This window comes from Virgibacillus sp. W0430, from assembly GCF_051846935.1.
Lineage (GTDB): Bacteria > Bacillota > Bacilli > Bacillales > Amphibacillaceae > JBPYCR01.
On sequence record NZ_JBPYCS010000013.1, the window covers coordinates 1 to 24,107 of the forward strand.

Genomic DNA, 24,107 nt, shown 5'->3' on the forward strand with positions numbered 1-24,107 from the left:
AATGAACTTGAAATTTTAGATTTATTAGTTAATAGTTATCAAGAGTTTATTAGGTTTCTAGATGAAGCAAAAGTTACCTACTATAAACTATATCACCAATTCTATGGAATAAAATACCATAAAATTATTAGTGAGAGATATAAAAAGAGAAAGGAAAATATTAATTCTAATCCTTTTTATTCTGGAGAAGAAAAGTTAATTAAAATAGAAAAACTACATCAACAGGAAGAAAGAATTTTAAATCATTATGATAGTAAAAAAGTGTAAATTAGAAAAAGACAGGTATAACCCTGTCTTCCTAACTTCATAATACAGTTCTGATTCATGTTATTTTGCCAAGCCATTGCTTATTAATTTTGATTTCCACCCTTTGTTTTACCACTATTTGTGATACGGTTCCCCCCTCACAATCCGAAATGCCCTATACACCTGCTCCAGCAACACCAACCGCATAAGCTGGTGTGGAAAGGTCATTTTTGAAAAGGACAAGGAAAAGTCGCTTCGCTTTTGAACGGCTTCGCTTAAGCCGAGGGAGCCGCCGATGACGAAGGCAACCTTGCTTTTTCCATACGTTGCGAGGTCATCTATTTTTGCGGCGAGCTGTTCGGAGGTGACCATTTTTCCTTCGATCTCAAGTGTGATGACATACGTGTCGTCGTTTATGTTTGTTAAGATGCGTTCGCCTTCTTTGCGTTTCACAGCTTCTTCTTCCGCTGCACTCAATGTTTCTGGTGCTTTTTCATCGGGTAATTCGACGATGTTTACTTTTGCATAAGTGCTCAAGCGTTTTAAATATTCCTGAATTCCTTGCTTTAAATATTTCTCTTTTAATTTTCCGACGGTAATGATTGTTATTTTCATTTGTTTTTTTACTCCTGCTCAATAGACTTGTACTTTTCCTTATACGTGATCGTATCCTTCGTAACCTTCGAAATTACTTTTCGCTCTTTTTATATAAACGATTGCAGCTATTCCAATTAGCGCAATGTACAACTCCACAATCCATATGTTTGTAATGTACCCCGTTTGGTAAAATACGATTGGAAAGTCAATCGCTGCATGTATCAAAATGGCGTAGAGGACGTAAATAAATTTCTGTTTTACTACTGCGTGAAGTACGATCAAGCTTAAGGCGATTTGCATGCACATGGCAAAAAAGCGCTCGACACAAGCCAATATGTAATAGGCCGTTCCTTGGGTGTATATCATTTCTTTTATCTGTGCCACTTGTTCCTCTGGAAGCTGCTGTCCGATCGTCGACTCAAACGTTCCGGCATTTATTGAAAATGAAAAAATAATAAGAGGAATGGCGAGGGTGAATGTAATGATAATCGCTTCGATTCCTGCCCAGCCGACACCAAACGAAATGCCGTCCTTATATTTGCGGTATTTTTTCAAAAGCCATACGAATAAAATAAATCGGCCGACTTCTTCGAAAATACCGGCAGCTAGCCCGCCGTATAGCCCGAACAACCAAGGGTGATCTGCGTAGTTTGGGAAGTTCGTTATGACGATCGCGTGTAACACTTGCTCCAAAAATTGCGTGAAAACGATAAATCCTACTGCTCCTAATAAAAGTGGTTTGGCTGAAATGCCGGTTTTTCTTTTGTAAAAAATAATAAATCCTACAAATAATGCGACGGAAAAGACAATCGGAATAAACATAGATATTATTTTCGCTGTACTAATCATCGATGGACCTCTCTTTCATGATGACGAACATCGTGGCTACTATCCGCTGCCTCGACTTCATCTAAAAAATTTATGAAAATCACTTTTAATTATTACATAAAAATTGGTCTATTCCTATCGCATTACAATACCTTTATCCGAATCGCTTTATTTCGTTGATAACAAGTGCACACCTTTTCGTACATTCGTAATTTTGCAACCGACGTTTCCGATCATTTCCGTGTTGCTACTAGATATGGCGAACCATTGTCCCATATTTAATTAGCCCTTTGAATTTTTTCTCGCGTTCGCTCTCTTACCTTCGCTTCATGATAAGGCCGCCGATGCCTGTAATCCAAATATATGCAAAGAATAGCACCCATACGTATAAAATTGAAATGGACTCGTATCCGAGCAGTGTAAAAACGGCTAGACCAATAAATAACACGGCGAGGGTTATATGAGATGAATAGGCAAAGAAGCGGAAAACGTTGTAAACGACACGTTCATCGGCTTCGGGTAGGTTATCCTTTTTTCGTTTCTGCTTTATAAGCTGAAGGACGGTTAAAATAATGGCTACGGCCAGTCCGCCAGCGAGAACCTCGTACGGAAATTCACCTTGGAAAAGGTAAACAAGTAATGATCCGAGGACTGCGCCGATTAGCGTACCGATAATTATGATGTACGGTGTCCATCTTTCGAATGTTTTCCCCCACGCTTGTTTGTTTTTTAAACTCATCTGGCTTCCTCCCCTTTTTCTAAAATAAAAATTTCGTCAATTCCCATGTTAAAATACGCAATGATTTTCAATGCTAGTTCTAGACTTGGGTTATATTTGTGCTTTTCAATTGCATTGATTGTTTGCCGAGTAACTTGTAGATCCTCGGCCATTTTAACTTGAGAAATTCCGTTTTTTATGCGGATTTCTCTAATATGATTCCTCACGGCCATTCCGCTAAACCTCCATGTTATGTAAAGGTATCTTTACACTTATAGTACCAGAGAAACAAGACATATGTAAAGGGATCTTTACAGTTTATATACTTGTACGTCCAATTTTTCCTATCTGTAATAACTTACTGTCGGAGGGTCTTCCAGATTTTCCACTAACGCATTTGAAAACACAAATTTTATCTCTATTTTCCTTTTAACGTTTTTGCATACCCTACCCCCATACAAAAAGAGCGTTGATCTCGTGTGGCTGATCAACGCTCTTTCCATCATCCTACTTATCGTTATTTTTGGGGCTCTGAAGGAGTAGAAATGCTTGATAATGCTTCCCCTGCTGCATCATCGGACATATTATCAACAGCTAGATCACCTAATGCAACCATCCCGACGATTTGGCCATTTTCTTCGACGGGCAAGCGGCGTATTTGCTGCTGTGCCATTAGCTGAGCTGCTTCCTGTGCGCTCATATCCGGCGTACCTTTTACAATTTGCTGGGAGGTCATTGCTTCAGATACGGGGGTATGAGCTGATTCTCCCTGTGCCGTGGAGCGTAATGTAATATCGCGATCGGTAATAATACCAACCATTTGGCCGCTCTCATTTACGACAGGAACAGAGCCAATATTACGTTCACTCATTAGCGCAGCCGCTTCTTGAATCGATTGTGATTCCTTTACTGTCGTTACATTAGATGTCATTACACTTCGCAATTGTTGGTGCTGCATGATAAAAACCTCTCCTTTCCCTATATAGGTTGGTTCGTTTTTCAAAATTTATAAAGGGTAGTTTTTACCATGGATGCATTTTTTAGTCGCTTATTACAAATTCCTTCGTGCAATTTTTGATCCGCCAAAAGAGAACAATACTTTTCTTTCATCAACATACGTTTCCATGTAGACGGTGCGACCCCAGAGCTGATAAATATATTGCAGTACATTTTCCAAGTAAGGGAGGTCTAGTTCAATCCCTTCGTATGCATGGACGAGATACAGCCCGCCATTTTTTAAGTAGTCGCCATTTTCTACATAAATATATGGAAAGCCTCCATTGACGCGGGCGGAAACGAGCTGACCACGGATATTTTCGTATTCCTTATCTGTAATACGGTAATCGCGTCCTTGTTTTTCAAATAAATACAAATCCTCTTTCTCCACAAGCTCCTTCGTTAAATAGTTACGGATAAAGGAGATGTCGGATTCGAGCTCGCGTACTTCAAAAATTTTTTCTTTCCCGGAATTTGGCTGGACACCTCTTTCTTTCATTTCTGCGGTTGGTTCATTGTAGCGGGATTCGATATCTTCAAATATTTTTAATCCGAGGTAGTAGGGGTTAATTTGTGTTCGGGACGGTTGAATGACGCTTGCGTTCAGCTTGGCAAATTCAATCGTTTCGTCCGTCGTTAAGTCCATTTCTCTTAAAATTCGCTGATGCCAATAGGATGCCCAGCCTTCGTTCATAATTTTAGTTTCCATTTGTGGCCAAAAGTAAAGCATTTCTTCGCGTATCATCGTTAGTATATCTCGTTGCCAATCGTCTAATTCGCGACTATGTGCCTCAATAAATAACAATACATCCTTTTCTCGTTTTTCGGGGAATTTTTTCTCCTTTTTTACCGGCTCACTAGCATCCTCGTTCTGCTCATCTAGCTTCCATAAATCATCATAAGGTGTACTTCCTTTTTGCAGTTCTTCGTCAAGTGCTGAATGCTCGGCTCTAATAATTGTGGGATCAATATGCTCTTGAATCGATAACACGGCATCTAAAAACCGCTCAACCTCCTTTTTACCGTGCTCCATTTCGTATGCGCTTATCCGTTCAGCGGTTGCGGTCATGCTCTCTACCATATCGCGTCTTGTGTTGGAAAAACGAACATTGTTTTTGAAAAAATCGCAATGGGCGAGTACGTGTGCGATGATGAGCTTGTTCTGAATTAAACTGTTTGTATTAAGCAGGAACGCGTAACACGGATTTGAATTAATAACGAGCTCGTAAATTTGGCTTAAGCCGAGATCATAGTGGAGCTTCATTTTATGAAACTGTTTGCCGAAGCTCCAATGTGTAAACCGAGTCGGCATGCCGTAAGCGCCGAACGTATATATAATATCTGCTGGACAAATTTCGTAGCGCATTGGGTAAAAATCAAGACCAAAGTCGGAAGCAATTTCCGTTATTTCGTCGATGGCGTTCGCCAGTTCTTTCTCCAAAAGCGATCCCTCCTCAAGTGCTTTCTATAGTTTATGATTAAGAAGGGAATTCATGAACCAAGAAATTTAATTAAGCTTTCTTTTAGCTGGAGTCTCGCATCTTCCATTCGCTCGTGTCTGGATCCTGTTGATTCTCACATGCTAATCGAAAATCCTTGTTTTTTACGAGAAATGATCATATTCCGTACACACGAGGACTTTTTCTGTTGCCGCAGCTTTAACACGAGGAGGCGCACCACGCGCCCGCGGAAGCAAATGTATTCCATGCGCGGCAATGTTAGAAAATTTTCCTTTAACCATTCCTTTGCGCCCACGAAAGAATAAAAGTTGTTTCCTTTTTTTACTTACTTGCTTTCCTTTATAGCAATGAAATAAAGCGTCGCTTCGATAACCATGTAAAGGCTACTTCTTAATTGCTAACAGCTCGTGCATGTTTTCTTCTGGAAAGGAAACGTTAAAGAAAAGGAGGGATGCTTGCATGGATCATTTTTTGACGATTGAGGAGTTCAATGACCAGTTAAGCAAGTGGACGGGACAAGAAGTAACAGTATCCAAGCTTGAGATGGACGATGTAGATGAAGTCGCTTTAGTACTTGAATCGATTTCTTATAACAAGGATGTAGAAAGACTCGATGAGTACGAAGCGATATATACGTTGGAGCTTAACGGTGCAGGCACGATTGAAACAGAATATGGGCAAAATAGTCAGCAGCCGCTCCCGTCACGGATGTATGAAGTACCGCTGGAGGATAGTACATTGTATGAATTTGATGGTATGCAATTTATTATAAGTACCGATCGTGCCGCTTATAAAATTACACGTACGAAATAGGAATAGCTAGGTCTTTTTCTATGAAATCACTGCACTAGTCGTACTGAAGACAAGCATATTCCTACTACGACCACCTTACATGATACGCATAAAATGTAGAAACAGGAAAAGGGCGCTTCCAAACGCGGAAGCGATCCCTTCGTTAAAAAAACTCTTTCATTGCATGGTAAACATCGTCTTTGTTTTTTAAAATATAATGCTTAAATTTCGGATCTTCTATTCGTTTATAGGCGTTCATTAATGTAGAATAGCGACTGAATACATTTACTTCCCCATAGCCAAACATGTTGGAAACATCCATTAAGTCTTGCACAAGCTTCATGCATTTCGGATTATCCGACGTTAAATTGTCACCATCTGAAAAGTGAAACGGGTAAATATTAAAGCGTTCGGGGCTATATTTTTCTTTAATGAGCTCCATTGCTTTATTGTATGCAGAAGAGCAAATTGTTCCACCACTTTCCCCTTTTGAGAAAAAGGCTTCCTCACTAACAACCTTTGCCTCCGTATGATGGGCGATAAATTCAATTTTTACGGCCTCGTATTTCGTTCGTAAAAATCGCGTCATCCAGAAAAAGAAGCTGCGTGCCATATACTTTTCGAAGTTTCCCATGCTGCCACTCGTATCCATCATTGCTAACACAACGGCTTCGGATTCCGGTCGTTCAATGTCATTCCACGTTTTAAAGCGCAAGTCGTCTGGTTGAATCGGGTTTATCGTCGGTGTCCCTCTCGTTGCATTTCTTTTTAAGGCGGTTAAAATCGTTCTTCTTTTATCTATATTTCCCATTAATCCTTTTTTGCGCACGTCATTAAACTCAATTTTTTCCGTAGTTAGCTCAGCTTGTTCTTTTTGTTCCAAATTAGGAAGCTCAAGCTCCTGAAACAACACTTCTTCAATTTCAGCAAGCGATACTTCCGCTTCATAGTAATCTACTCCTGGTTGGTCGCCTGCTTGTTTTCCTTTACCTGGCCTTGAGCCATTACTTGCTTGCCCATCCCGGGCGATAATATCTCCAACCTTACTGTCGCCGTCTCCTTGCCCCACATGCTTCGTCTTATCGTAATTGTACCGGATTTTATATTCATCAAGCGAGCGAATTGGAATTTTAATAATATCTTTCCCGTTGGAGGCAATGATACTCTCTTCACTAATTAAATCTGGTAAATTATCTTTAATTGCTTCCTTCACTTTATCCATATGGCGTTTTTGATCTTGATGTCCTTTTCGATGGAGGGACCAATTTTCCTTGGAGACGACAAAGCTTTCTTTTCTTTCTTGCATCCCATCTCCCTCCTTCTTTTTATTAAAATAAACGTTTTATTATTATATGCTCCTTCCGTTCAAACGGTTCATCTATATCTCTTTTGTGTAAGCAATTTTAATAAGCTGTCAGCGCTTGGCGTGCATAAACGAACGCTTACTTATCTGTTTAACAGACTTCCTACATAGCGCAAAAGCTCGTTTGCAGATATCGAATTGTAGCCATGTTCGTCAATTAATCGAGCAATGACTTCATTTATTTTCTTTAGCTGCGATTCATCTGGCGTTTTCGATGATGTCGTTATTTTAACTACGTCCTTTAAATCAGCGAACAGCTTTTTTTGTATCGCTTCGCGTAACCGTTCATGGGAGTGATAATCAAAGGCTTTTCCTTTACGCGCGTATGCAGATATACGAATGAGAATTTCTTCGCGAAATGCTTTTTTCGCATTTTCAGAAATGCCGATTTGCTCCTCAATAGAACGCATTAATTTTTCATCGGGGTTCATTTCTTCTCCTGTTAATGGATCGCGCAGCTTGTTTTTATTGCAGTAGGCTTCAACGTTATCTAAATAATTGTCCATTAACGTTTTTGCAGATTCCTCATACGAGTAGACGAACGCTTTTTGTACTTCTTTTTTAGCAATTTCGTCGTACTCCTTGCGTGCGATTGAAATATAATTCAAATAATTTTCGCGGTCCTCGTTAGAAATAGACGGGTGCTGATCCAAGCCTTCTTTCAAGGAGCGTAGCACATCTAATGCGTTAATAGCTGGCACTTCTTTTCGTATAATGGCCGATGAAATACGGTTAATTACATACCGAGGATCAATTCCACTTAAGCCTTCTTCCGTATATTCGTTTTTTAATTCGTCCAAATCGACTTGATTAAATCCTTCCACATTCTCGCCGTCATAAAGGCGCATTTTTTTCAGCAGATCGACGCCTTGCTTTTTTGAATCCTTTAACCGAGTTAATATCGAAAAAATCGCCGCTGCTCGTAATGCATGAGGTGCTACATGCACGTGAGCGATATCGCTTTGTGTGATCATCTTTTTATAAATCCGTTCTTCTTCGCTTACTTTTAGATTATACGGAATCGGCATTACAATAATACGGGAGTGGAGCGCTTCGTTTTTTTTGTTGGATATAAAGGAGCGGTATTCTGCTTCGTTCGTATGAGCTACGATTAACGTGTCAGCGCTAATTAAGGCAAACCTGCCGGCCTTAAAATTTCCTTCTTGGGTTAAGGAAAGTAAATGCCATAAAAACTTCTCATCGCATTTCAACATTTCTTGAAACTCCATCATGCCACGGTTCGCCTTGTTCAGCTCTCCATCAAAACGATACGCGCGGGGATCGGATTCAGAACCATATTCGGCAATCGTTGAAAAATCAATACTGCCCGTTAAGTCGGCAATGTCCTGCGATTTGGGATCAGATGGACTGAACGTACCAATTCCTACCCGCTTATCTTCGGAAAAAAAGATCCGTTCTACAATTACATCTTCAATACGTCCGCCGTATTCTTGTTCAAGGCGCATTAAATTGAGCGGCGATAAGCTTCCTTCCACACGAACACCGTACGTCTTAAAAAAATCCTCCCGTAAATCCTGTGGAATAAGATGCAAAGGATCTTCTTGCATTGGACACCCTTTAATTGCGTAAACAGCACCTTCCTCTGTCCGCGAATACTTTTCCAGTCCTCGCTTCAGCATCGTTACGATCGTTGATTTACCGCCACTAACGGGACCCATCAATAGCAAAATCCGCTTCCGCACGTCCAGGCGCCTTGCTGCCGGATGAAAATACTCTTCTACGAGCTTTTCAATTGCAGCTTCAAGACCAAATATTTCACTGCCAAAAAAGTCATACCGTTTTTGCTCATTATCCTCCTTTAAGCCGGCATGCTTAATCATATTGTATACACGTGAATGGGCGGTTTGAGCTACTTCAGGACGCTGTTTCACAATTTCAAGATATTCTGCAAATGTACCTTCCCACATGAGCTGTTTTTCTTCTTCACGATAATGCCTTATTTTATTTAAAATATCCATTTTTTGCCTCCATCTATGTCTGAGGTTTATACAGCTTATGCAATTACAGCTTACGAAATGCACGGAACTTTTAAGTAGGAGGAGTAGCTTTCTTAAAAAGCCGTTAAGTGAAACGTATAAACAAACGATTCAAACAAATTCCAGGTTATCCACAGAATCCTGTGGACAGAGGTGTTAATAACTTTTGGATAACGTACTAAAATCGTTTCATTGTTCCGTCCTATTTGCTCTAACTACGCCATATAGCAGTGTTTAAGCATACTGTTGAATGGATCAGCTTGTGCATAACAGTTATACACAGGTATTTTACATATTCGTTTACGTATCGGTAGGAAAGTTTGTCCACATGCTCGCATATAGTGAAAATAAAGATGGGGGTGAGGAAAGCGATGCACATTCATACACTAAAATGGATCGGCTATGCTATAGGCTATGTCTTTATTTCATCAGGAATAATGAAATTACTCGTATCTGATTTTAAAGGGATTTTTGCTAATTTAGGCATACCGTTTCCGGAGACAGTGTTATTCGTACTCGCATTAGTAGAAATAACATGCGGTACGTTAATTGTTGCTGGAATGTATGCGAAGCAAGCAACGGTTCCGTTAATTGTCATTATGCTTGGAGCAATTTTTCTTACTAAGCTACCTGTTATTTCGAGTAAAGGTATATTTTCTTTTGCTTTTGAAGCACGCCTAGATATTGTTATGCTTATCCTATTACTGATCGTTTGGAAAAAAAGCGCACAACAGACAATTGGCTGACGTATTCGCACGCTAAAAGCAGCTTTTTGTCACGGAAACAAAGGCGACGAGGCTTGTAAAAAACAAGAGACTCGTCGCTTTGAATGTGCTCATGTATCGGTCATACGTACCCTTGGGCTTGTATACGTTTCATTCACAAGAGGAAAAAGATTAACACGCTTGTAACGACGCCGACGATTGTACTTAATAAAATGCAATACCCCATGATATCCCGAATGTGTAAGCCAACTACGGATAAAATAGGCAACGCCCAAAATGGCTGAATCAAATTTGTCCATGCATCTCCCCACGCAACTGCCATAGCTGCTTTTGCTGGTTCGACACCAAGCTCAATTGCGGCAGGCATTTGCAATGGTCCTTGAAGCGCCCACTGACCACCACCAGAAGGGGCGAGAATATTTACAAACCCTGCAACCCAATACGTAAATACGTTAAATGTACTTGGGGATGCAAACGAGCTCATTCCATCTATAATTAATTGACCAAGTCCAGAGCTGCTCAATATAGCAATAATGCCAGCATAAAAGGGAAATTGTAATACAATAGGACTCGTAGAAGTAGCAACGTCTTTGAAAGCCTTTACAAAATTGCCTAATGATCGGTGAAAGAACAATCCAAGCGATAAGAAAAAAATATTAATACTGTTTAAGTCTAAATCACGGCCACTGCTAAAATAAATAATCGTGTATACAATACCAATAAGTCCAATTAGCATGCCTAATGTCGGTGTACGCTCCAGCTTTAACGCGGGTGTTAATGCTTCACTGCTTGCAGATACTTCCTTTTCAGCTTTGGTTGCTTCAGGATTCTTTTCCTCATACTTAATAATTTTATCCTTTGGTGCCATTAAAATTAGAAAAACAGACATCGTCGCCACTAGGGATAAGAAGATAATAATGTTTGCTGGGTGAAAGATCGTTTCAGAAGTTGGAATAACGCCTATAACATCCTGTAAAAAGTGATCCTCCGTCGCTACCGTCAATCCAATGGAGCTAGAAAGACCTGCCGGGAAAAGGACAGTAGCCGCGTATGCACATGCAACGAGTAAAGGAAAGTGTGCTCGATCATTTCGTTTCCCAATTTCCCGTGCCATTATTGCACCAATGACAATCGCCAAGCCCCAATTAATATAATACGCTGCAGCAGAAACGAGAAATGTGAGTAAGTAGGCCTGCCAAGGTTTATTTGCAAGCTCTGCTAGTTTCGATAACATCCTACTTATAAAAGGAACCGATGCAAGTGTCATTCCGGTCATTAATAAAATAACCATTTGCATTGTAAATGCAAGGTACGTCCAAAACCCGTCTCCCCACGCTTGAAACATTTGTACCGGCTCGCTCGGATTCATTGCAATAGCAATCCCCAACACAATGACAGTCATTAATACAGCAATTACAAAAGCATCTGGCAAATAACGCTGAACGAGCTTGGAAAATCGATTTGCCGTTTTCGCTAACATAGATAACCCTCCTCTAAATGCTATTTGTATCATCATATCGAATGGTTTCGTGCAATATTATTAGCAGTCCGTACAATTTAAGCGGAGGCTATATATACGAGCTGTACAAAACGATTTATTCCGAAAATTTAACGGTCGCTCAACGCTGAAATGGACTTTATCCACAACATTATCCACATATGCACAAATGTTCCTATCTATCTTGATTAATATTGCCTTTTTAATCTATATATTGATTTTAATTGTGTCGGAATAAATAGATATCTACGTGCTGTGTATAAAACAAAGCACCTGTGGATAATTCTTTTATTGCGTACGGCAAAGGTAGGCAAATACCGTGGCAAAGACGCTGAAAAACTTGTCGACAAACGAAAAAAGGTCCATTCATCAAATTTTGATGACTGAACCTCACTTTTGATCGCGCTTCTTTTGCGTTTTGATTCGCATGGAAACGATGTCCGGTTTTATTTATTTTTGAATGCCGAGCTTCACAGTCGTTTCTTGCTTTTCTCCATCCCGATAGAAGGTTATTTTTACCGTATCGCCAACCTCTTTTTCTTGATACAAGATTTTACGTAGCTCAATCATATCGGTTATTTCTTTTCCGTCCATTGCTGTAATTACATCGAGCCGCTTAAGCCCTGCCTGATCCGCTGGCGTTAATGGTTCGACGCTCCATATATAGACGCCGCCTTTTACAGTGTCAGGTAAGTTTAATGTATTTCTCCACTCGACCTTTGGCACTTCTTCCAGTGCGTATATTTCAACCCCTAAGTATGGACGCGTAACTTTTCCTGTCTCCTCTAGCTCTTGAATGATTGGTCTTGCAATGTCAACTGGAATCGCAAATCCGAGACCTTCCGCAACCGTCTGATTAATTTTCATAGAATTAATCCCAATAAGCTGGCCTTCCATATTAATTAAAGCACCACCACTATTTCCAGGATTAATCGCTGCGTCTGTCTGAATGACTTCCGCTTGCCAATCGGCACGACCGTCTTGGTTAAAGTCTTGCGGTACAGTACGCTGCTTTCCACTAACTATTCCTTGTGTGACGGAGCCTAAAAACATACCTAATGGATTACCGATCGCGATTGCTGGTTCACCTACTTTTACACTTTCTGATGAACCCATTTCTATCACTTGATCGACGTCATCATCTTCCATGCGCAAAACGGCTAAATCAGAAAACAAATCGGTTCCAAGCAGCTCAGCTTCCTTCGTTGTTTCATCCCAAAGGACGACTTCTATAACATCCGCATTTTCAATCACATGATGATTTGTTACGACATACGCATAGCCATCCTGCTTTTTATAAATAACTCCCGAGCCAGAACCAGCTTCTCGATCCTCCTGCTGCTGCCAAAAATCAGCTCTTTGCTGAATGTTTGTAATACCGACAACAGCTGGGGATACTTGTTCAACAATGTCGGTTATTTGAGTGGAAACATTGACAGAGATATTTTTTGTTTCGGTTGGTCCGTCCGTAGTTGATTCACTCTGTTCATTGGTTGAGGAGTGATTTTCGTTACTGTCCATCGGTTTTAAGAAAAATACGAATACGCCTCCAATTATAACCCCTATTAAAATCGGTATAAGCCAATTTCCGCCTTTTTTTCGGTATGGCGATTGATTGCTGTAATATCCCATGAACGCATCCCTCTTTTCATTCATCGCTTTCCTTGTATATGTATTCCCTCTCTATTATATCCTGTAAACGACAGATTTATCATCCGTTTTACTTGCTGTCTTCTTCCGTTACGCCTACCTTAAATAGCCGACGCGGTCTTCCTCTTGCCCCAGGTGTTTCTTCACCTACGATTTCGGCAAGTCCATGCTTCTCCAAATCCCCTAAAATTCTTCGAGCATTGCGTTGCGTCATGCCGAGCCATTTCGCCAGCTCAAAAGCACTAATAAACCCTTGTTTTAAATTGTCCTGAATAGATAGTACTTTGTTATACGTACTTACATTAATACCGGATAGCTTAAGCTTGTTTATAACTGCAGCATCGTACGAGCGCCGGCTGAATAGAATACTTTTTGCATCGTGTAAAGGCCCCTCTACAATCCCTCTTTCGTCTGCAAGCATAATATTATTTTTTCCATAATCGTTTGCATGGTTTAATGCCAAGTACGCATTTTGCTCGGCTCCAAAAACAGTATTGCCGTAACCAATCCCTATATTTGCTGTTAGCTTTGTCAACATTGTAATTTTATCAAGCAAAGAAAATACATCATTACTCTGATTAACCTCTAACGCACCGCGGGTCGAGTACATAATTACTTTGTCATTTCCTTGCAAAATAAAGGAGCCTTGGATCGACTCCGTAAACTCAATCATCAGCTCTTGGATTTTCAAGCTAACACGATACATGTCAAACGAACGATCGCTATCGCCGATTCGTTTATTCATATCGTATATTTGCAATATCAAAATGGAAATCTGTGCGCTTTTGAATTGAATAATTTCACTTTGCTGACTCGCCATTAAAATCGTATCACGAATTGCCATCTTTGTTGGCGTAATACGATAGGCTGGTACACCGCGTGCATTAAGTGCTTCATAAACCGAGCGTATCCCTGTAATACATGCGTCTACTTGATTGCTTTCGTGAAGGGCTGAGTGATACTGAACGAGTTCTTCCGTCGGTTTATACCCACTATACGGATACAGCTTTAACCCTTCCGTATTTAAATTAAGCTCGGAAAAGGTTTCCAGAACGTCGTGCGATGGAATTGTATCAAAGCTTAGACGATTTAACTGCTTATGATCCTTATAAGAGATGTCCAAAAGAACCTTTGTTAAGCTTGATCCATTTAAATGGGGATAAAAGCCACTTTGCGACTCTAAATATTTTTCTGCTATAGCAAATGGCGCTTGTCCAGAGAAGATCCACACGTCGACCTTATTGCCATTCGTTTGAATAATTTCCTTCGTTTCTTCAAAACTTTTATAAATAAATGGAATATGTTGAATTCTTTCCGTAAATTCATTTGCTACTTCTAGTATAAGCTGTACGGTATCAGCTGGGCCAATAATCCCTATTGTATTTTTCATGCCGTGTCCCCCTCGCTAAATTTGACCTTATAATTTTTCATACGGATTGTCAATAAAATACATGCCTGCACACTCTTTTTGCTAGTTTTGCACGTATTACTAATCGATTGAATTTAGTAATGTTTAAAAAAATTAAAAAATTAAATTGACAAGTACGTTAAATTTTTGTATGTTATTACTATTAACGGAATATATATGGATATTTCCTTAATTAGTTTTGTATTGAAATTCAAAGGAGGGGATGAAGCACCATTGAGAATTGATGAAATGACACGTGAAGAAGTGGAAGCGATTGCTTCACGAGGGGTTGCCATTATACCGGTTGGAGCGATAGAGCAGCATGGCCCACATCTGCCGTTAAGCACAGATGCAACCATTATTGATGCAATTACGAATGCTGTTTGTGCTAAGTTTAAAAACGAATTTCCGGTTTTTTCAGTACCGGTCGTTACATATGGAAATTCTCACCATCATTTTCCATATCCAACGTTATCCTTAACGAGTGAAACATTGATTGCAGTTTTGAAGGATTTAACAGAATCTTTGGCCACTTTTGGGTGTAAACAAGTGATTCTATTAAACTCACATGGTGGTAATGATGAGGCGATACGTATCGTAGCACGAGATATGTCACAAAAGCTGAAAATCTCCATAGGAGCAGCTTCGTATTGGACGCTTGCATGGGATCGCTTAGAAAAAGAGCTGGATCTTCCAGCACTTGGTAGAGTACCAGGACATGCGGGTGGATTTGAAACGTCACTAATGTTAGCGCTTAAGCCTGCACATGTAAAAATGGAGAAACGCCCGGCACAGCGGAAAGATGACATTCCTACCGTTGATAATGCACGAAGAATATACATATCAAGACCAAACAACAGCGTTGGTGTAAACGGATACAGTGATGATGCAAGAAATGCTTCAAAAGATATCGGCATGAAAATATTATCGATTATTTCTGATGAGGTTTATCAAACTGTACGTCGTTTTATACACGCCTAAAACTTAATTTAAAGGAGAGTACACAAATGAATCGTAAACAGTCTATTTTTTCAGCAGCACTCATTTTAATCCTCGGTTTATTTTTGACAGCTTGTGGTGGAGGAGAAGATAAACAAGCATCAGAAACAAAGGGAGAAGATGGATCCGATCCAATTATTATCAAATTTTCTCACGTCGTAGATGAAACAACACCTAAAGGAAAAGCAGCGAATATGTTTCAAGAGCTTGTTGCAGAACGTTTAGATGGAAAAGTCGAGGTTGAAGTATATCCAGCGAGCCAGCTGTATGATGATGATGCTGGATTAGAAGCGCTCGAAGCTGGAAACATCCAAATGATGGCCCCTAGTAATTCTAAAATGATTGGCCTTGATAAATCGTTTGATATTTTTCTAATGCCTTATTTATTTAATAGTGGGAATGCCGTTTTAGAATTTTCTAAGAGTGATATTGGCCAAGAGTTATACTCTTCTGTTGATAAGTATAATATCCAAGTATTGACAACGTGGCTTGGTGGAGAAATGCATTTAACGAACGATACTAGAGAAATTAAGACACCAGAAGATATGAAAGGGCTTAAATTCCGTGTTATGTCATCCGGTATACTTGCCGATCACTTTGAAGCTCTCGGTGCAGGAGCAACCGTTATTTCTTTTAGTGAGTTATATATGGCATTACAGCAAGGTACAGTAGATGGACAAGAAAACCCGTACAACAATATTGAAAGCCAGAAATTTCATGAAGTACAAAGCTACCTTACAGAAACTGCTCATAGCATTGCAACGTATCCTTTGATCGTAAATAAAGAGTTTTGGGGAGGCTTGCCGGAAGACATCCGTGCGGAACTGGATACGATTGTAGATGAGGTTACCGATCAGCAAATCGCTTGGACTGCCGAACTTAATGAAGAAGCAAAGCAAAAAATTATTGATAGTGGAAATACGAAAGTTACGACTTTGACGGATGAAGAAAAAAAGGCATTTATTGAAAAGGTAGAACCTATTTTCAAGGAGCAAGAAGAGGCAATAGGAAAAGAAGCGATTGAGTTTGCGCGTACATTAGAATAAGTAAAAGCGTTTGTGATCCCCCGGTTTGATCAGATTGGGGGATCCACTTTTATCCATTGTTTTTCCACCGAATGACGTCCAAAACGATGAAGCATGGTTGCTATATATAGTAACCGTCACATGGATTTTTAAAAAGGGGAAAGGTGAGTGCCAATGCAAAAGTTGAAGAAATTGCTGGAGCAGTTTGAAGATTGGGCTTCAGGCATTTTAGTTGTAAGTGGATTAATGGTTCTCTTTTATGGTGTAATTTTGCGTTATGTTCTTCATTTGCCGACGACCTGGCAAGATGAAGTAGCTCGAATTTTATTAGTATGGGGCATATTGATTGGCGCAGCAGCAACGCTTCGTGAAAATAACCATATACGTATGGAGCTTTTTTATAATGTGTTGCCAAAAAATATAAAAGTTATCGTAGACATCTTTGCAAATGTTGTTATTTTGAGCTTTTTTATATTTTTATTAACTTCAGGAATTGATCTTGTCCACCAGAAGCTACAAACAGGACAACAGTCGTTAAATGGATACCCGTTATGGATTATTTACTTAATCCTGCCTATATCAGCAACACTACTCGCCATTCGAACGATCGAGAAGTTTTTTTACTTATTTAAAGGTAAGCAGGATGACTCAACAGGTGATTTACACCAGAAGTTATAAAGGGGGATTAAAATGAGCTGGCTAGTCTTTGGTATATTTATATTCTTTTTATTATTTAGAGTGCCTATTGCGTTTTCATTAGCAGTTGCTTCATTGATCGTTTTTTACTTGCAGGATTTTAATTTAATTACAGTAACACAAAAGATGTTTTCTGGTATTGATTCGACTACGCTTATGGCCATTCCGGGATTTATATTTGCTGGTATTATTATGACAAAGGGAGGCATCTCAAAGTATTTAATTGAAGCGTTGCGCGCCTGGGTAGGACATATATCCGGTGGTATGGCCGTCGTAACTATTTTGGCGTGTATGATATTTGCTGCAATATCTGGTTCTAGTCCAGCTACCGCTGCTGCTATCGGATCTATTATGATTCCAGCAATGGTAGAAGCAGGCTATAGTAAACGATATTCTATGGGATTAGTAGCGGCAGCAGGTACGCTTGGTATCCTCATTCCTCCATCTCTTTCCTTAATTTTATATGGCGCTGTAACAAACACGTCTATTGGTGATTTGTTTATTGCTGGTGTTATTCCTGGAATTATCTTAGGTGGCGTTTTAATAACCATTGCTATCCTTTATGCTAAAAAGAATAATTTTGGCAGATTGGAAAAGGCTTCGTGGAATGCAAGATGGAAGACATCACGTAAAGCAGTATGGGGTGCGCTATTACCATTTATAATTTTTTATAGTATCTATGGTGGTATCGCTACACCTACAGAGTCTTCTGTTATTGCAAGTGTATATGCAATTTTAATCGCTGTTTTTGTCTATCGTGAAATTTCCTGGGCAGATGTAAAGCCCATTTTAACAGAGACGGTGCAGCTAACGTCAATGATATTTATGATTATTGCAGCTGCAATTATTTTTGGGCTGTTCTTAACAAATAACCAAATTCCACAAGAAATAGCCAACTGGATTGTTGAAAGTAATTTTAACAAGTGGACATTTTTAATTTTAGTAAACATCTTGCTATTCATTTTAGGTACGTTCCTGGAAGGTGTCGCCATTATATTAATTACAATGCCGTTATTTTTCCCGATTCTAGCTCAAATGGGCATCAATCCAATCCATTTTGCGATTATCGTTACGATCAACCTAGAGTTAGCTATGATTACCCCTCCAGTCGGACTCAACTTATTTGTTGTTGGAGGTATCGCTAAGGAACCATTGGAAGAAGTAATTAGAGGAATTGTTCCTTTTATTTTTATTATGATTCTCGTATTAGCATTAATCGTCGTATGGCCGGATCTATCTTTATTTTTAATTGATCGTTAGATATATAGAAAGGATTGACAACAATGTCCGTCACAGAAGATATACAACAATTGAAACAAGAGTTAATCGAGTTGCGGAGGGATTTTCACCAATACCCAGAGTCAGGGTGGCTCGAGTATCGTACATCGGCTAAAATTGCTGACAAGCTTTTTGACAACGGATATGAGGTGTTTGTTGGAAAGGACGTATGTGAATCAACATCCCGCATGGGTGTTCCGTGTGTTAATGTTTTAAAGGAAAATAAAAAAAGAGCCTTATCCGAAGGCGCCAATCCAAAATGGGTCGAGCAAATGACAGGAGGTCACACGGGAGTAGTCGGTGTGTTAAAAACGAATAAGCCCGGACCTACCATCGCATTACGATTTGATATCGATTCATTAGATATTCAGGAAAGTAGTCGCGCAGATCATATCCCGGCTACCAAAGGATTCCGTTCAAAGCACGAAGGAATGATGCATGCATGTGGCCACGACGGACATGCATCAATCGGATTAGGTGTTGCTACTATTTTAGCGAAACATATCGATAAGCTAAGCGGTGAAATTCGTTTGCTTTTCCAGCCTGCAGAAGAAGGATGTCGAGGAGCAAAGTCTGTTGTTAATAAAGGCTGGCTTAAAGACGTAGATTATTTTTTCAGTGGTCATATTGCTTTTCAAAGCTTTCACCTAGGGGAGATCGTCACTGCTGTTGGTGGTTTTTTTGCAACAACGAAGCTTGATGTTAAATACAAAGGAAAAGCTGGACATGCAGGAGATAAGCCAGAAATTGGCAAAAATGCGTTGCTTGCAGCAGCCTCAGCCAGTATTCATCTACATAGCATCCCAAGACATAGTGCTGGAAAGACACGAATTAACGTTGGCCAACTAAATGCTGGCTCAGGAAGGAACGTAATCCCTGATATAGCGACAATGTCCGTAGAAACACGCGGGGAAACAACGGAGATTAATGAATTTATGACGCAAGAAGCGATTCGAATTATTGAAGGTATTGCGCAAGCATACGATGTCGACTGTGAGTGGCGTTTAGTAGGTCAGGCTTCCGGAGCACAATCAGATCAAGCATTTATGGATGAGTTAATACCAGAAATTGAAGCGACCCGAGATGTTTCCTCCATCGTTTCATACCGCGAGCTTAATGCTTCTGAGGATGCTGTTTATATGATGAATTATGTACAGAAGCAAGGTGGAAAAGCCTCCTATTTATTATTTGGCACACCACTTGCCGCTGGTCACCATCACGCACAGTTCGATTTTGATGAAAATGTTTTGCATATTGGTACAGAAGTTTTTACACGGATTGTTCTTGCTTGCACGAAACGGGGGTGATTTAATGTTAACTTGGTTAAATAATACTCTTCGGTTGCTCAACCCCGACTGTACGAAACAAAGCAGTGGGGGGTATACACGACTTGCATTTACGAAAGAAGAGCAAGCCGCAATGCATGCGTTTATTTCTATTGCTAAATCTTTGGATTTAGACGTACGTACAGATGCTATTGGTAATGTGATCGCAACCTATCAAGGGGCAAAACCAGAGCTGCCGCCAATTGCTTTTGGTTCTCATTTGGATACTGTTAAAAATGGAGGAGCATATGATGGGACAGCAGGCGTATTAGCAGGCTTAGGGGTTATTAAGCAGCTGCGCGACATAGGTTTCCAACCAGATCATTCTTTAGAGATTATATGCTTTATCGCAGAGGAGTCTGCCCGGTTCGGAATAGCTACAATAGGAAGCAAAGCAATGGCAGGGTTGCTTCCCATTGGTGAGCTTGATCACTTAGTAGATGAACAAAATGTATCGCTTTACGAAGCACTCCGTTTACACGGATTAAATATTTCTGATATAAAGAAAATGGATTGGCAGGAAAAAGAGCTGCATTCTTTTGTCGAGCTGCATATTGAACAAGGGCCGCTGTTAGAAAGTGCAAATAAACAAATTGGAATTGCTACTGGCATAGCAAGTCCATTACGATACCAGCTCCAATTAAAGGGAGAGGCAGGCCATACAGGAACAACACCAATGAAAAAGAGAAAGGATGCGTTGGTGGCTGCAGCACGCTGGATTTCTTTTATAGAGGAGCTTGGCGCGGACCTAGCAACGAAGGATCATTTTGTTGCTACCGTTTCAACTGCTCATGTAGCACCTAATAATATGAATGTAATACCTGAATCAGTGACGTTAGGTGTTGACATACGTAGCACGAATGAACAGCTACTGGAAGAAAGTGAAAAACTGCTGCATGCATTTTGCGATACGGTCGTTGAAACGACAGGTGTAGAGACGAATCTACTTCAGTTGGCAAAGGAATACCCTGTTTTTATGGATTTAGAAGTAACCGATCAGTTAATTAAAGCTGCTGAGCATTCCGGAAAAACATACCAATACATCGTTAGTGGAGCAGGACATGATGTTATGAACATGGCACAACGCTGGCCAAGCGGTCTTCTATTCATTCCATGTAACGGTGTAAGTCATAATCCAGATGAATATACAGATACGGTAAACATTTTAAATGGAATTGAAGTATTAGTAGACTACGTAAAGCTAGTACAAAAAAAGGAGCATTTCAATGAATAAGTCAATGTCTTTTGTAGCAACCGGGGATAGCTTTATTACTCGCCGGCTTCCATCTGCTACTGACAAAAACTTTTGTAATATATCTAAAATAATTCACGAAGGTGAGTTTCGCTTTACGAACTTTGAAGTAACTGCACACCACTTTGAAGGATTTCCATCTGCGGTGAGTGGGGGGACTTGGGCAATCGCACCTCCAACTGTTTTAGACGATATAAAGGCATATGGATTTAATACACTTGCTTGGGCTAATAATCATACGCTTGATTATTCTTATGGAGGCTTGGAGGCAACCGCTAAATATATGAATGCTAAAGGATTTATTCATGCGGGTGTTGGACGCAACCTAGCTGAAGCAAGTGCTCCAAAATACGTTGATTGTCCGTCAGGTCGTGTTGCGATTATAGCTGCAACTTCAACCTTTCATGAAACATGGGCTGCTGGTGAGCAGCGTGCAGATGTAGAGGGGCGCCCAGGAGTTAATCCTTTACGTCATGACACTAAATATGTTGTAGCAAAAGAGAAATTAGCGTATTTAAAAGAAATTGCTGCTGTTACGGATATAAATGCCGATCATAACTTAGCAGTTAAAGAAGGGTTTGCCGTTGCTACGAATCCACATTCCTTCAAATTTGGCAACTACGACTTTGAAGCGGGTGATAAAGAAGGGAAAATAACAACTCCTGCTGCAATCGACCTGCTACGAATTAAAAAGGCAATCTCCGAAGCAAAACGACAAGCCGATTACGTCATCGTTAGTATCCATTCGCATGAAATGGAGGGCGAGGATAAAAGCAAGCCTGCGCCATTTATTAAAAACTTTTCCAGAGCTTGTATCGACGAAGGCGCACATGCAATTATTGGACACGGCCCTCACATTTTACGAGGTATCGAAATTTATAAACATTGTCCGATTTTTTATAGCTTAGGAAACTTTATTTTCCAAAACGACACCGTTTCTAACCTTCCTCATGACTTTTATACAAAGTATGGAATGGGATTTGAGGAAAATGTTGCAGATGCGATCGATAAAAGAAGTGATAATGGAAAAAAAGGGTTGGGTGTAAACCGAGACGTATGGGAGTCTGTTATACCATCGTGGACAATGAAAAATGGAAGGTTAGAAAAAATTACGCTTTATCCTATTGAGCTTGGATTTGAAACGCCTCGTTATACGCGAGGATGGCCGAAGCTTGCAACCTCCAGTCAAGCTTTGGAGAAGCTAAAAATCCTTTCAGAGCCTTTCAATACAAAAATTGAAATTAAAAATAGCATCGGATTTATTTACGGGTAAAAGCTGAAAGAAAAAGCTTAATTTTATCTATACAATTTCATTTATAGGTATTGCTTTAGAAAAGTGAGCTAAAACCGGTATTAAGAAGGAAGTCGAGACACACGATTAAAAATCGTAGGTCTTCATGTGCTTTTGATCGATAAATCTATTATATAATCGAAAGCAAAAATCCGAACGGAGACTCTGCCTGACTGGCAGGAGCTCGTTCGGATTTCTATGTGCTTTATTACTTACGCTGTCTTTTCTCTAGCTTCTTTTTAAACAGCGTGTGCTACACAACCTCATAAAGTGGCGTTGGAGCAGCCGGATCGGTATCCTGTAAATCGATATCAATCCCTCTTTCCTTCAATACACTATCGACAGACATGCGCGCAAGCTCTTTAATATTGTTGTCTTGGCTCAAATGTGCTAAATAAATCCGCTTCGTTCGGTTACAAATAACATCACTCAGTGCAAGGCCACAATCCTCATTTGAGACGTGACCGGTATCTCCTAAAATGCGTCGTTTTACACTCCACGGATATCTCCCCATTTGCAGCATACTTACATCATGGTTTGCTTCAAATATATATGCATCGGCAGCTTCAATTGTCTTTTTAATTCTTTCCGACACATAGCCCAAATCGGTAACAAGTGCGACCTTTTTTCCGTGATGATGGAAGGTGAAGAACATTGGTTCTGCTGCATCATGAGATACGCCAAACGACTCAACATCAATATCTCCAAACGTCCGCGTTTCTCCCATACCAAATACGAATTTTTGGTCGAGTGGCACTTTTCCAATTGCATGCTCCATCGCCTTCCACGTCTTTTCGTTCGCATAAATGGGCAAATCGTACTTGCGTGCAATAATACCTAACCCTTTAATATGATCACTATGCTCGTGTGTAACTAATACACTTGTAATTTGTTTTGGATCGATGTTTATTTCACTAAACAATCGATCAATTTGTTTCCCGCTTAATCCTGCATCTACTAATATTCTTTCTTTTTTTGACTCTATATAAAAAGCATTTCCGGTACTCCCGGATGCTAAAACACTAAAACGAAAACTCACTCTGTTTCACCCCGATTAAGTAATTCCAGTTTTCCATTTATCTGTTGTTCAACAAAAATTTTCGACATGTCTTGGTCATCGAGAGCTTGTACTTTATCCAAATTCATATTAATTGCATCATATAAAAACGTATCTTCATCACTCGAAAAGACAAAGCCTTCCATTGCATTAACGAAGTAGTCCTTCGTATCATTGACTACTACTTTCCACGTTGGTGCAAATACTTGTATTCCGCTATCAAGTGGGATTCTTGTATGAAAGCCAATATCTACTTTCGTTACTTTATCACCAGAGCTTAGTTCATTTAACTTATACAACGTTTCAATTGCTTTAATAGGCGTAATTAATTTCTGCTTTTCCGCTCGTGTTTCTGATTCGCCTAGCATTGTCTGTGTATAAAAGATCGCTTCATTGTTGGTATTGAGATATACAAGTATGAGCCCGTTTTGATTGAAATAGATCGGGCGACTTCCCTCTTCTTGGAAGAAAATAAGAACATTTGCAGTTTTGTTCCAGTCCCAGTACGTATATTTCTCCGGAAACAGCAATGTCTCTTGAATTTGCTTTTCAATTTCATCTGCGGGTGCGTTTTCGGGTATTTTTTTCGGTTTTTCATATTGGGAGAATATAAAGTTTTTAAAGAGCACCTGACCATTTTGCCCTTTTAATTCTTTTAGCTGCTTCGCTTCTGCTTCTGTAAACACTTTTGGTTTAACAGAAATAAATGCTTCTTCGTACTCTTCGTTTGGAAGTGGCCCAACTTCGATCGACTCTTCTTCTAATTGTTCTTCAATCGTCGTGTCTTGTTGCTCTAAAATTCCTAAATCTGCTTGCTCCTGTTTATCCAAAAACTGAATGAGCAAATAGATATCTAAAATAAGGAAGCAGAGGATAAACAACGTTTTTATCTGACCCCATTGCATC

At 39.8% G+C, this 24,107-nt stretch carries 23 protein-coding genes; 10 read left to right on the forward strand and 13 right to left on the reverse strand.

Going from position 1 to position 24,107, the window contains the following annotated elements; translation table 11 throughout:
• Positions 1 to 267: hypothetical protein (locus ACLIBH_RS08485; protein WP_439316275.1), on the forward strand; the 267-nt coding region annotated here is incomplete at its 5' end.
• Between the two features lie 114 nt (positions 268 to 381).
• Here the strand turns inward: ACLIBH_RS08485 and rlmH are convergent.
• From rlmH to ACLIBH_RS08515, 6 genes are all read right to left on the reverse strand, one after another.
• Positions 382 to 861, reverse strand: a complete 480-nt coding sequence (gene rlmH, locus ACLIBH_RS08490; protein ID WP_439316276.1) for a 23S rRNA (pseudouridine(1915)-N(3))-methyltransferase RlmH — start codon at positions 859 to 861, stop codon at positions 382 to 384.
• Positions 862 to 900: 39 nt separating this feature from the next.
• A complete protein-coding gene (locus tag ACLIBH_RS08495) occupies positions 901 to 1,692 on the reverse strand; it encodes a YhfC family intramembrane metalloprotease (protein WP_439316277.1) in 792 nt (263 codons plus the stop codon).
• A 295-nt stretch (positions 1,693 to 1,987) separates the two neighbouring features.
• Positions 1,988 to 2,410 (reverse strand): hypothetical protein, encoded by a 423-nt coding sequence (locus ACLIBH_RS08500; protein WP_439316278.1) that lies wholly within the window; start codon positions 2,408 to 2,410, stop codon positions 1,988 to 1,990.
• Positions 2,407 to 2,622 (reverse strand): helix-turn-helix transcriptional regulator, encoded by a 216-nt coding sequence (locus tag ACLIBH_RS08505; RefSeq protein ID WP_439316279.1) that lies wholly within the window; start codon positions 2,620 to 2,622, stop codon positions 2,407 to 2,409. Before ACLIBH_RS08505 ends, ACLIBH_RS08500 begins: the two co-directional genes overlap by 4 nt.
• Positions 2,623 to 2,906: 284 nt before the next feature.
• The gene (locus ACLIBH_RS08510; protein ID WP_439316280.1) at positions 2,907 to 3,347 is read right to left on the reverse strand and encodes a CBS domain-containing protein; all 441 of its coding nucleotides are present in this window, start codon (positions 3,345 to 3,347) and stop codon (positions 2,907 to 2,909) included.
• A 93-nt stretch (positions 3,348 to 3,440) separates the two neighbouring features.
• Entirely contained in the window at positions 3,441 to 4,826 is a 1,386-nt protein-coding gene (locus ACLIBH_RS08515) for a SpoVR family protein (RefSeq protein WP_439316281.1), read from the reverse strand.
• A 478-nt stretch (positions 4,827 to 5,304) separates the two neighbouring features.
• Here ACLIBH_RS08515 and ACLIBH_RS08520 point away from each other — a divergent pair, with 478 nt between their 5' ends.
• Positions 5,305 to 5,658, forward strand: coding sequence for a hypothetical protein (locus ACLIBH_RS08520; protein ID WP_439316282.1), 354 nt, complete (start codon positions 5,305 to 5,307; stop codon positions 5,656 to 5,658).
• 142 nt (positions 5,659 to 5,800) lie between these two features.
• Here the strand turns inward: ACLIBH_RS08520 and yhbH are convergent, their stop codons facing one another.
• Complete coding sequence (gene yhbH / locus ACLIBH_RS08525) at positions 5,801 to 6,943, reverse strand: sporulation protein YhbH (protein ID WP_439316283.1); 1,143 nt, start codon at positions 6,941 to 6,943, stop codon at positions 5,801 to 5,803.
• Between the two features lie 140 nt (positions 6,944 to 7,083).
• Positions 7,084 to 8,979, reverse strand: coding sequence for a PrkA family serine protein kinase (locus tag ACLIBH_RS08530; RefSeq protein WP_439316284.1), 1,896 nt, complete (start codon positions 8,977 to 8,979; stop codon positions 7,084 to 7,086).
• A 389-nt stretch (positions 8,980 to 9,368) separates the two neighbouring features.
• Here ACLIBH_RS08530 and ACLIBH_RS08535 point away from each other — a divergent pair, with 389 nt between their 5' ends.
• Entirely contained in the window at positions 9,369 to 9,743 is a 375-nt protein-coding gene (locus ACLIBH_RS08535) for a DoxX family protein (RefSeq protein ID WP_439316285.1), read from the forward strand.
• Positions 9,744 to 9,876: 133 nt separating this feature from the next.
• Here ACLIBH_RS08535 and ACLIBH_RS08540 read toward each other — a convergent pair whose 3' ends face one another.
• The 3 genes from ACLIBH_RS08540 to ACLIBH_RS08550 all read right to left on the reverse strand — a co-directional run bounded on the left by ACLIBH_RS08540 (position 9,877) and on the right by ACLIBH_RS08550 (position 14,260).
• A complete protein-coding gene (locus ACLIBH_RS08540; protein ID WP_439316286.1) occupies positions 9,877 to 11,202 on the reverse strand; it encodes a short-chain fatty acid transporter in 1,326 nt (441 codons plus the stop codon).
• Positions 11,203 to 11,670: 468 nt separating this feature from the next.
• Positions 11,671 to 12,852: a S1C family serine protease gene (locus tag ACLIBH_RS08545; protein ID WP_439316337.1), complete on the reverse strand. Its 1,182-nt coding sequence runs from the start codon at positions 12,850 to 12,852 to the stop codon at positions 11,671 to 11,673.
• A gap of 88 nt (positions 12,853 to 12,940) precedes the next feature.
• Positions 12,941 to 14,260, reverse strand: coding sequence for a hypothetical protein (locus ACLIBH_RS08550; RefSeq protein ID WP_439316287.1), 1,320 nt, complete (start codon positions 14,258 to 14,260; stop codon positions 12,941 to 12,943).
• 252 nt (positions 14,261 to 14,512) lie between these two features.
• Here ACLIBH_RS08550 and ACLIBH_RS08555 point away from each other — a divergent pair, with 252 nt between their 5' ends.
• The 7 genes from ACLIBH_RS08555 to ACLIBH_RS08585 all read left to right on the forward strand — a co-directional run bounded on the left by ACLIBH_RS08555 (position 14,513) and on the right by ACLIBH_RS08585 (position 22,126).
• A complete protein-coding gene (locus ACLIBH_RS08555) occupies positions 14,513 to 15,259 on the forward strand; it encodes a creatininase family protein (protein ID WP_439316288.1) in 747 nt (248 codons plus the stop codon).
• Between the two features lie 26 nt (positions 15,260 to 15,285).
• Entirely contained in the window at positions 15,286 to 16,323 is a 1,038-nt protein-coding gene (locus ACLIBH_RS08560; RefSeq protein WP_439316289.1) for a DctP family TRAP transporter solute-binding subunit, read from the forward strand.
• 153 nt (positions 16,324 to 16,476) lie between these two features.
• Positions 16,477 to 16,980, forward strand: a complete 504-nt coding sequence (locus ACLIBH_RS08565; RefSeq protein WP_439316338.1) for a TRAP transporter small permease — start codon at positions 16,477 to 16,479, stop codon at positions 16,978 to 16,980.
• 12 nt (positions 16,981 to 16,992) lie between these two features.
• Positions 16,993 to 18,258, forward strand: coding sequence for a TRAP transporter large permease (locus ACLIBH_RS08570; RefSeq protein WP_439316290.1), 1,266 nt, complete (start codon positions 16,993 to 16,995; stop codon positions 18,256 to 18,258).
• 23 nt (positions 18,259 to 18,281) lie between these two features.
• Positions 18,282 to 19,583 carry an amidohydrolase gene (locus tag ACLIBH_RS08575; RefSeq protein ID WP_439316291.1) on the forward strand — a complete coding sequence of 434 codons (1,302 nt, stop codon included), beginning with the start codon at positions 18,282 to 18,284 and terminating at the stop codon, positions 19,581 to 19,583.
• A gap of 4 nt (positions 19,584 to 19,587) precedes the next feature.
• Positions 19,588 to 20,835 carry a M20 family metallo-hydrolase gene (locus ACLIBH_RS08580; protein ID WP_439316292.1) on the forward strand — a complete coding sequence of 416 codons (1,248 nt, stop codon included), beginning with the start codon at positions 19,588 to 19,590 and terminating at the stop codon, positions 20,833 to 20,835.
• A complete protein-coding gene (locus tag ACLIBH_RS08585; protein ID WP_439316293.1) occupies positions 20,828 to 22,126 on the forward strand; it encodes a CapA family protein in 1,299 nt (432 codons plus the stop codon). The genes ACLIBH_RS08580 and ACLIBH_RS08585 overlap by 8 nt, the downstream gene beginning before the upstream one ends.
• Positions 22,127 to 22,397: 271 nt before the next feature.
• Here ACLIBH_RS08585 and ACLIBH_RS08590 read toward each other — a convergent pair whose 3' ends face one another.
• A complete protein-coding gene (locus tag ACLIBH_RS08590) occupies positions 22,398 to 23,183 on the reverse strand; it encodes an MBL fold metallo-hydrolase (RefSeq protein ID WP_439316294.1) in 786 nt (261 codons plus the stop codon).
• A complete protein-coding gene (locus tag ACLIBH_RS08595) occupies positions 23,180 to 24,106 on the reverse strand; it encodes a two-component system regulatory protein YycI (protein ID WP_439316295.1) in 927 nt (308 codons plus the stop codon). Before ACLIBH_RS08595 ends, ACLIBH_RS08590 begins: the two co-directional genes overlap by 4 nt.
• Between the last annotated feature and the right edge of the window lies 1 nt (position 24,107).

Bases quoted from the DNA above. Each gene is read 5' to 3' on its own strand.
- rlmH (WP_439316276.1), bottom strand. From the start codon at position 861: ATGAAAATAACAATCATTACCGTCGGAAAATTAAAAGAGAAATATTTA.
- ACLIBH_RS08495 (WP_439316277.1), bottom strand. From the start codon at position 1,692: ATGATTAGTACAGCGAAAATAATATCTATGTTTATTCCGATTGTCTTT.
- ACLIBH_RS08500 (WP_439316278.1), bottom strand. From the start codon at position 2,410: ATGAGTTTAAAAAACAAACAAGCGTGGGGGAAAACATTCGAAAGATGG.
- ACLIBH_RS08505 (WP_439316279.1), bottom strand. From the start codon at position 2,622: ATGGCCGTGAGGAATCATATTAGAGAAATCCGCATAAAAAACGGAATT.
- ACLIBH_RS08510 (WP_439316280.1), bottom strand. From the start codon at position 3,347: ATGCAGCACCAACAATTGCGAAGTGTAATGACATCTAATGTAACGACA.
- ACLIBH_RS08520 (WP_439316282.1), top strand. From the start codon at position 5,305: ATGGATCATTTTTTGACGATTGAGGAGTTCAATGACCAGTTAAGCAAG.
- yhbH (WP_439316283.1), bottom strand. From the start codon at position 6,943: ATGCAAGAAAGAAAAGAAAGCTTTGTCGTCTCCAAGGAAAATTGGTCC.
- ACLIBH_RS08530 (WP_439316284.1), bottom strand. From the start codon at position 8,979: ATGGATATTTTAAATAAAATAAGGCATTATCGTGAAGAAGAAAAACAG.
- ACLIBH_RS08535 (WP_439316285.1), top strand. From the start codon at position 9,369: ATGCACATTCATACACTAAAATGGATCGGCTATGCTATAGGCTATGTC.
- ACLIBH_RS08540 (WP_439316286.1), bottom strand. From the start codon at position 11,202: ATGTTAGCGAAAACGGCAAATCGATTTTCCAAGCTCGTTCAGCGTTAT.
- ACLIBH_RS08545 (WP_439316337.1), bottom strand. From the start codon at position 12,852: ATGGGATATTACAGCAATCAATCGCCATACCGAAAAAAAGGCGGAAAT.
- ACLIBH_RS08550 (WP_439316287.1), bottom strand. From the start codon at position 14,260: ATGAAAAATACAATAGGGATTATTGGCCCAGCTGATACCGTACAGCTT.
- ACLIBH_RS08560 (WP_439316289.1), top strand. From the start codon at position 15,286: ATGAATCGTAAACAGTCTATTTTTTCAGCAGCACTCATTTTAATCCTC.
- ACLIBH_RS08565 (WP_439316338.1), top strand. From the start codon at position 16,477: ATGCAAAAGTTGAAGAAATTGCTGGAGCAGTTTGAAGATTGGGCTTCA.
- ACLIBH_RS08570 (WP_439316290.1), top strand. From the start codon at position 16,993: ATGAGCTGGCTAGTCTTTGGTATATTTATATTCTTTTTATTATTTAGA.
- ACLIBH_RS08575 (WP_439316291.1), top strand. From the start codon at position 18,282: ATGTCCGTCACAGAAGATATACAACAATTGAAACAAGAGTTAATCGAG.
- ACLIBH_RS08580 (WP_439316292.1), top strand. From the start codon at position 19,588: ATGTTAACTTGGTTAAATAATACTCTTCGGTTGCTCAACCCCGACTGT.
- ACLIBH_RS08585 (WP_439316293.1), top strand. From the start codon at position 20,828: ATGAATAAGTCAATGTCTTTTGTAGCAACCGGGGATAGCTTTATTACT.
- ACLIBH_RS08595 (WP_439316295.1), bottom strand. From the start codon at position 24,106: ATGCAATGGGGTCAGATAAAAACGTTGTTTATCCTCTGCTTCCTTATT.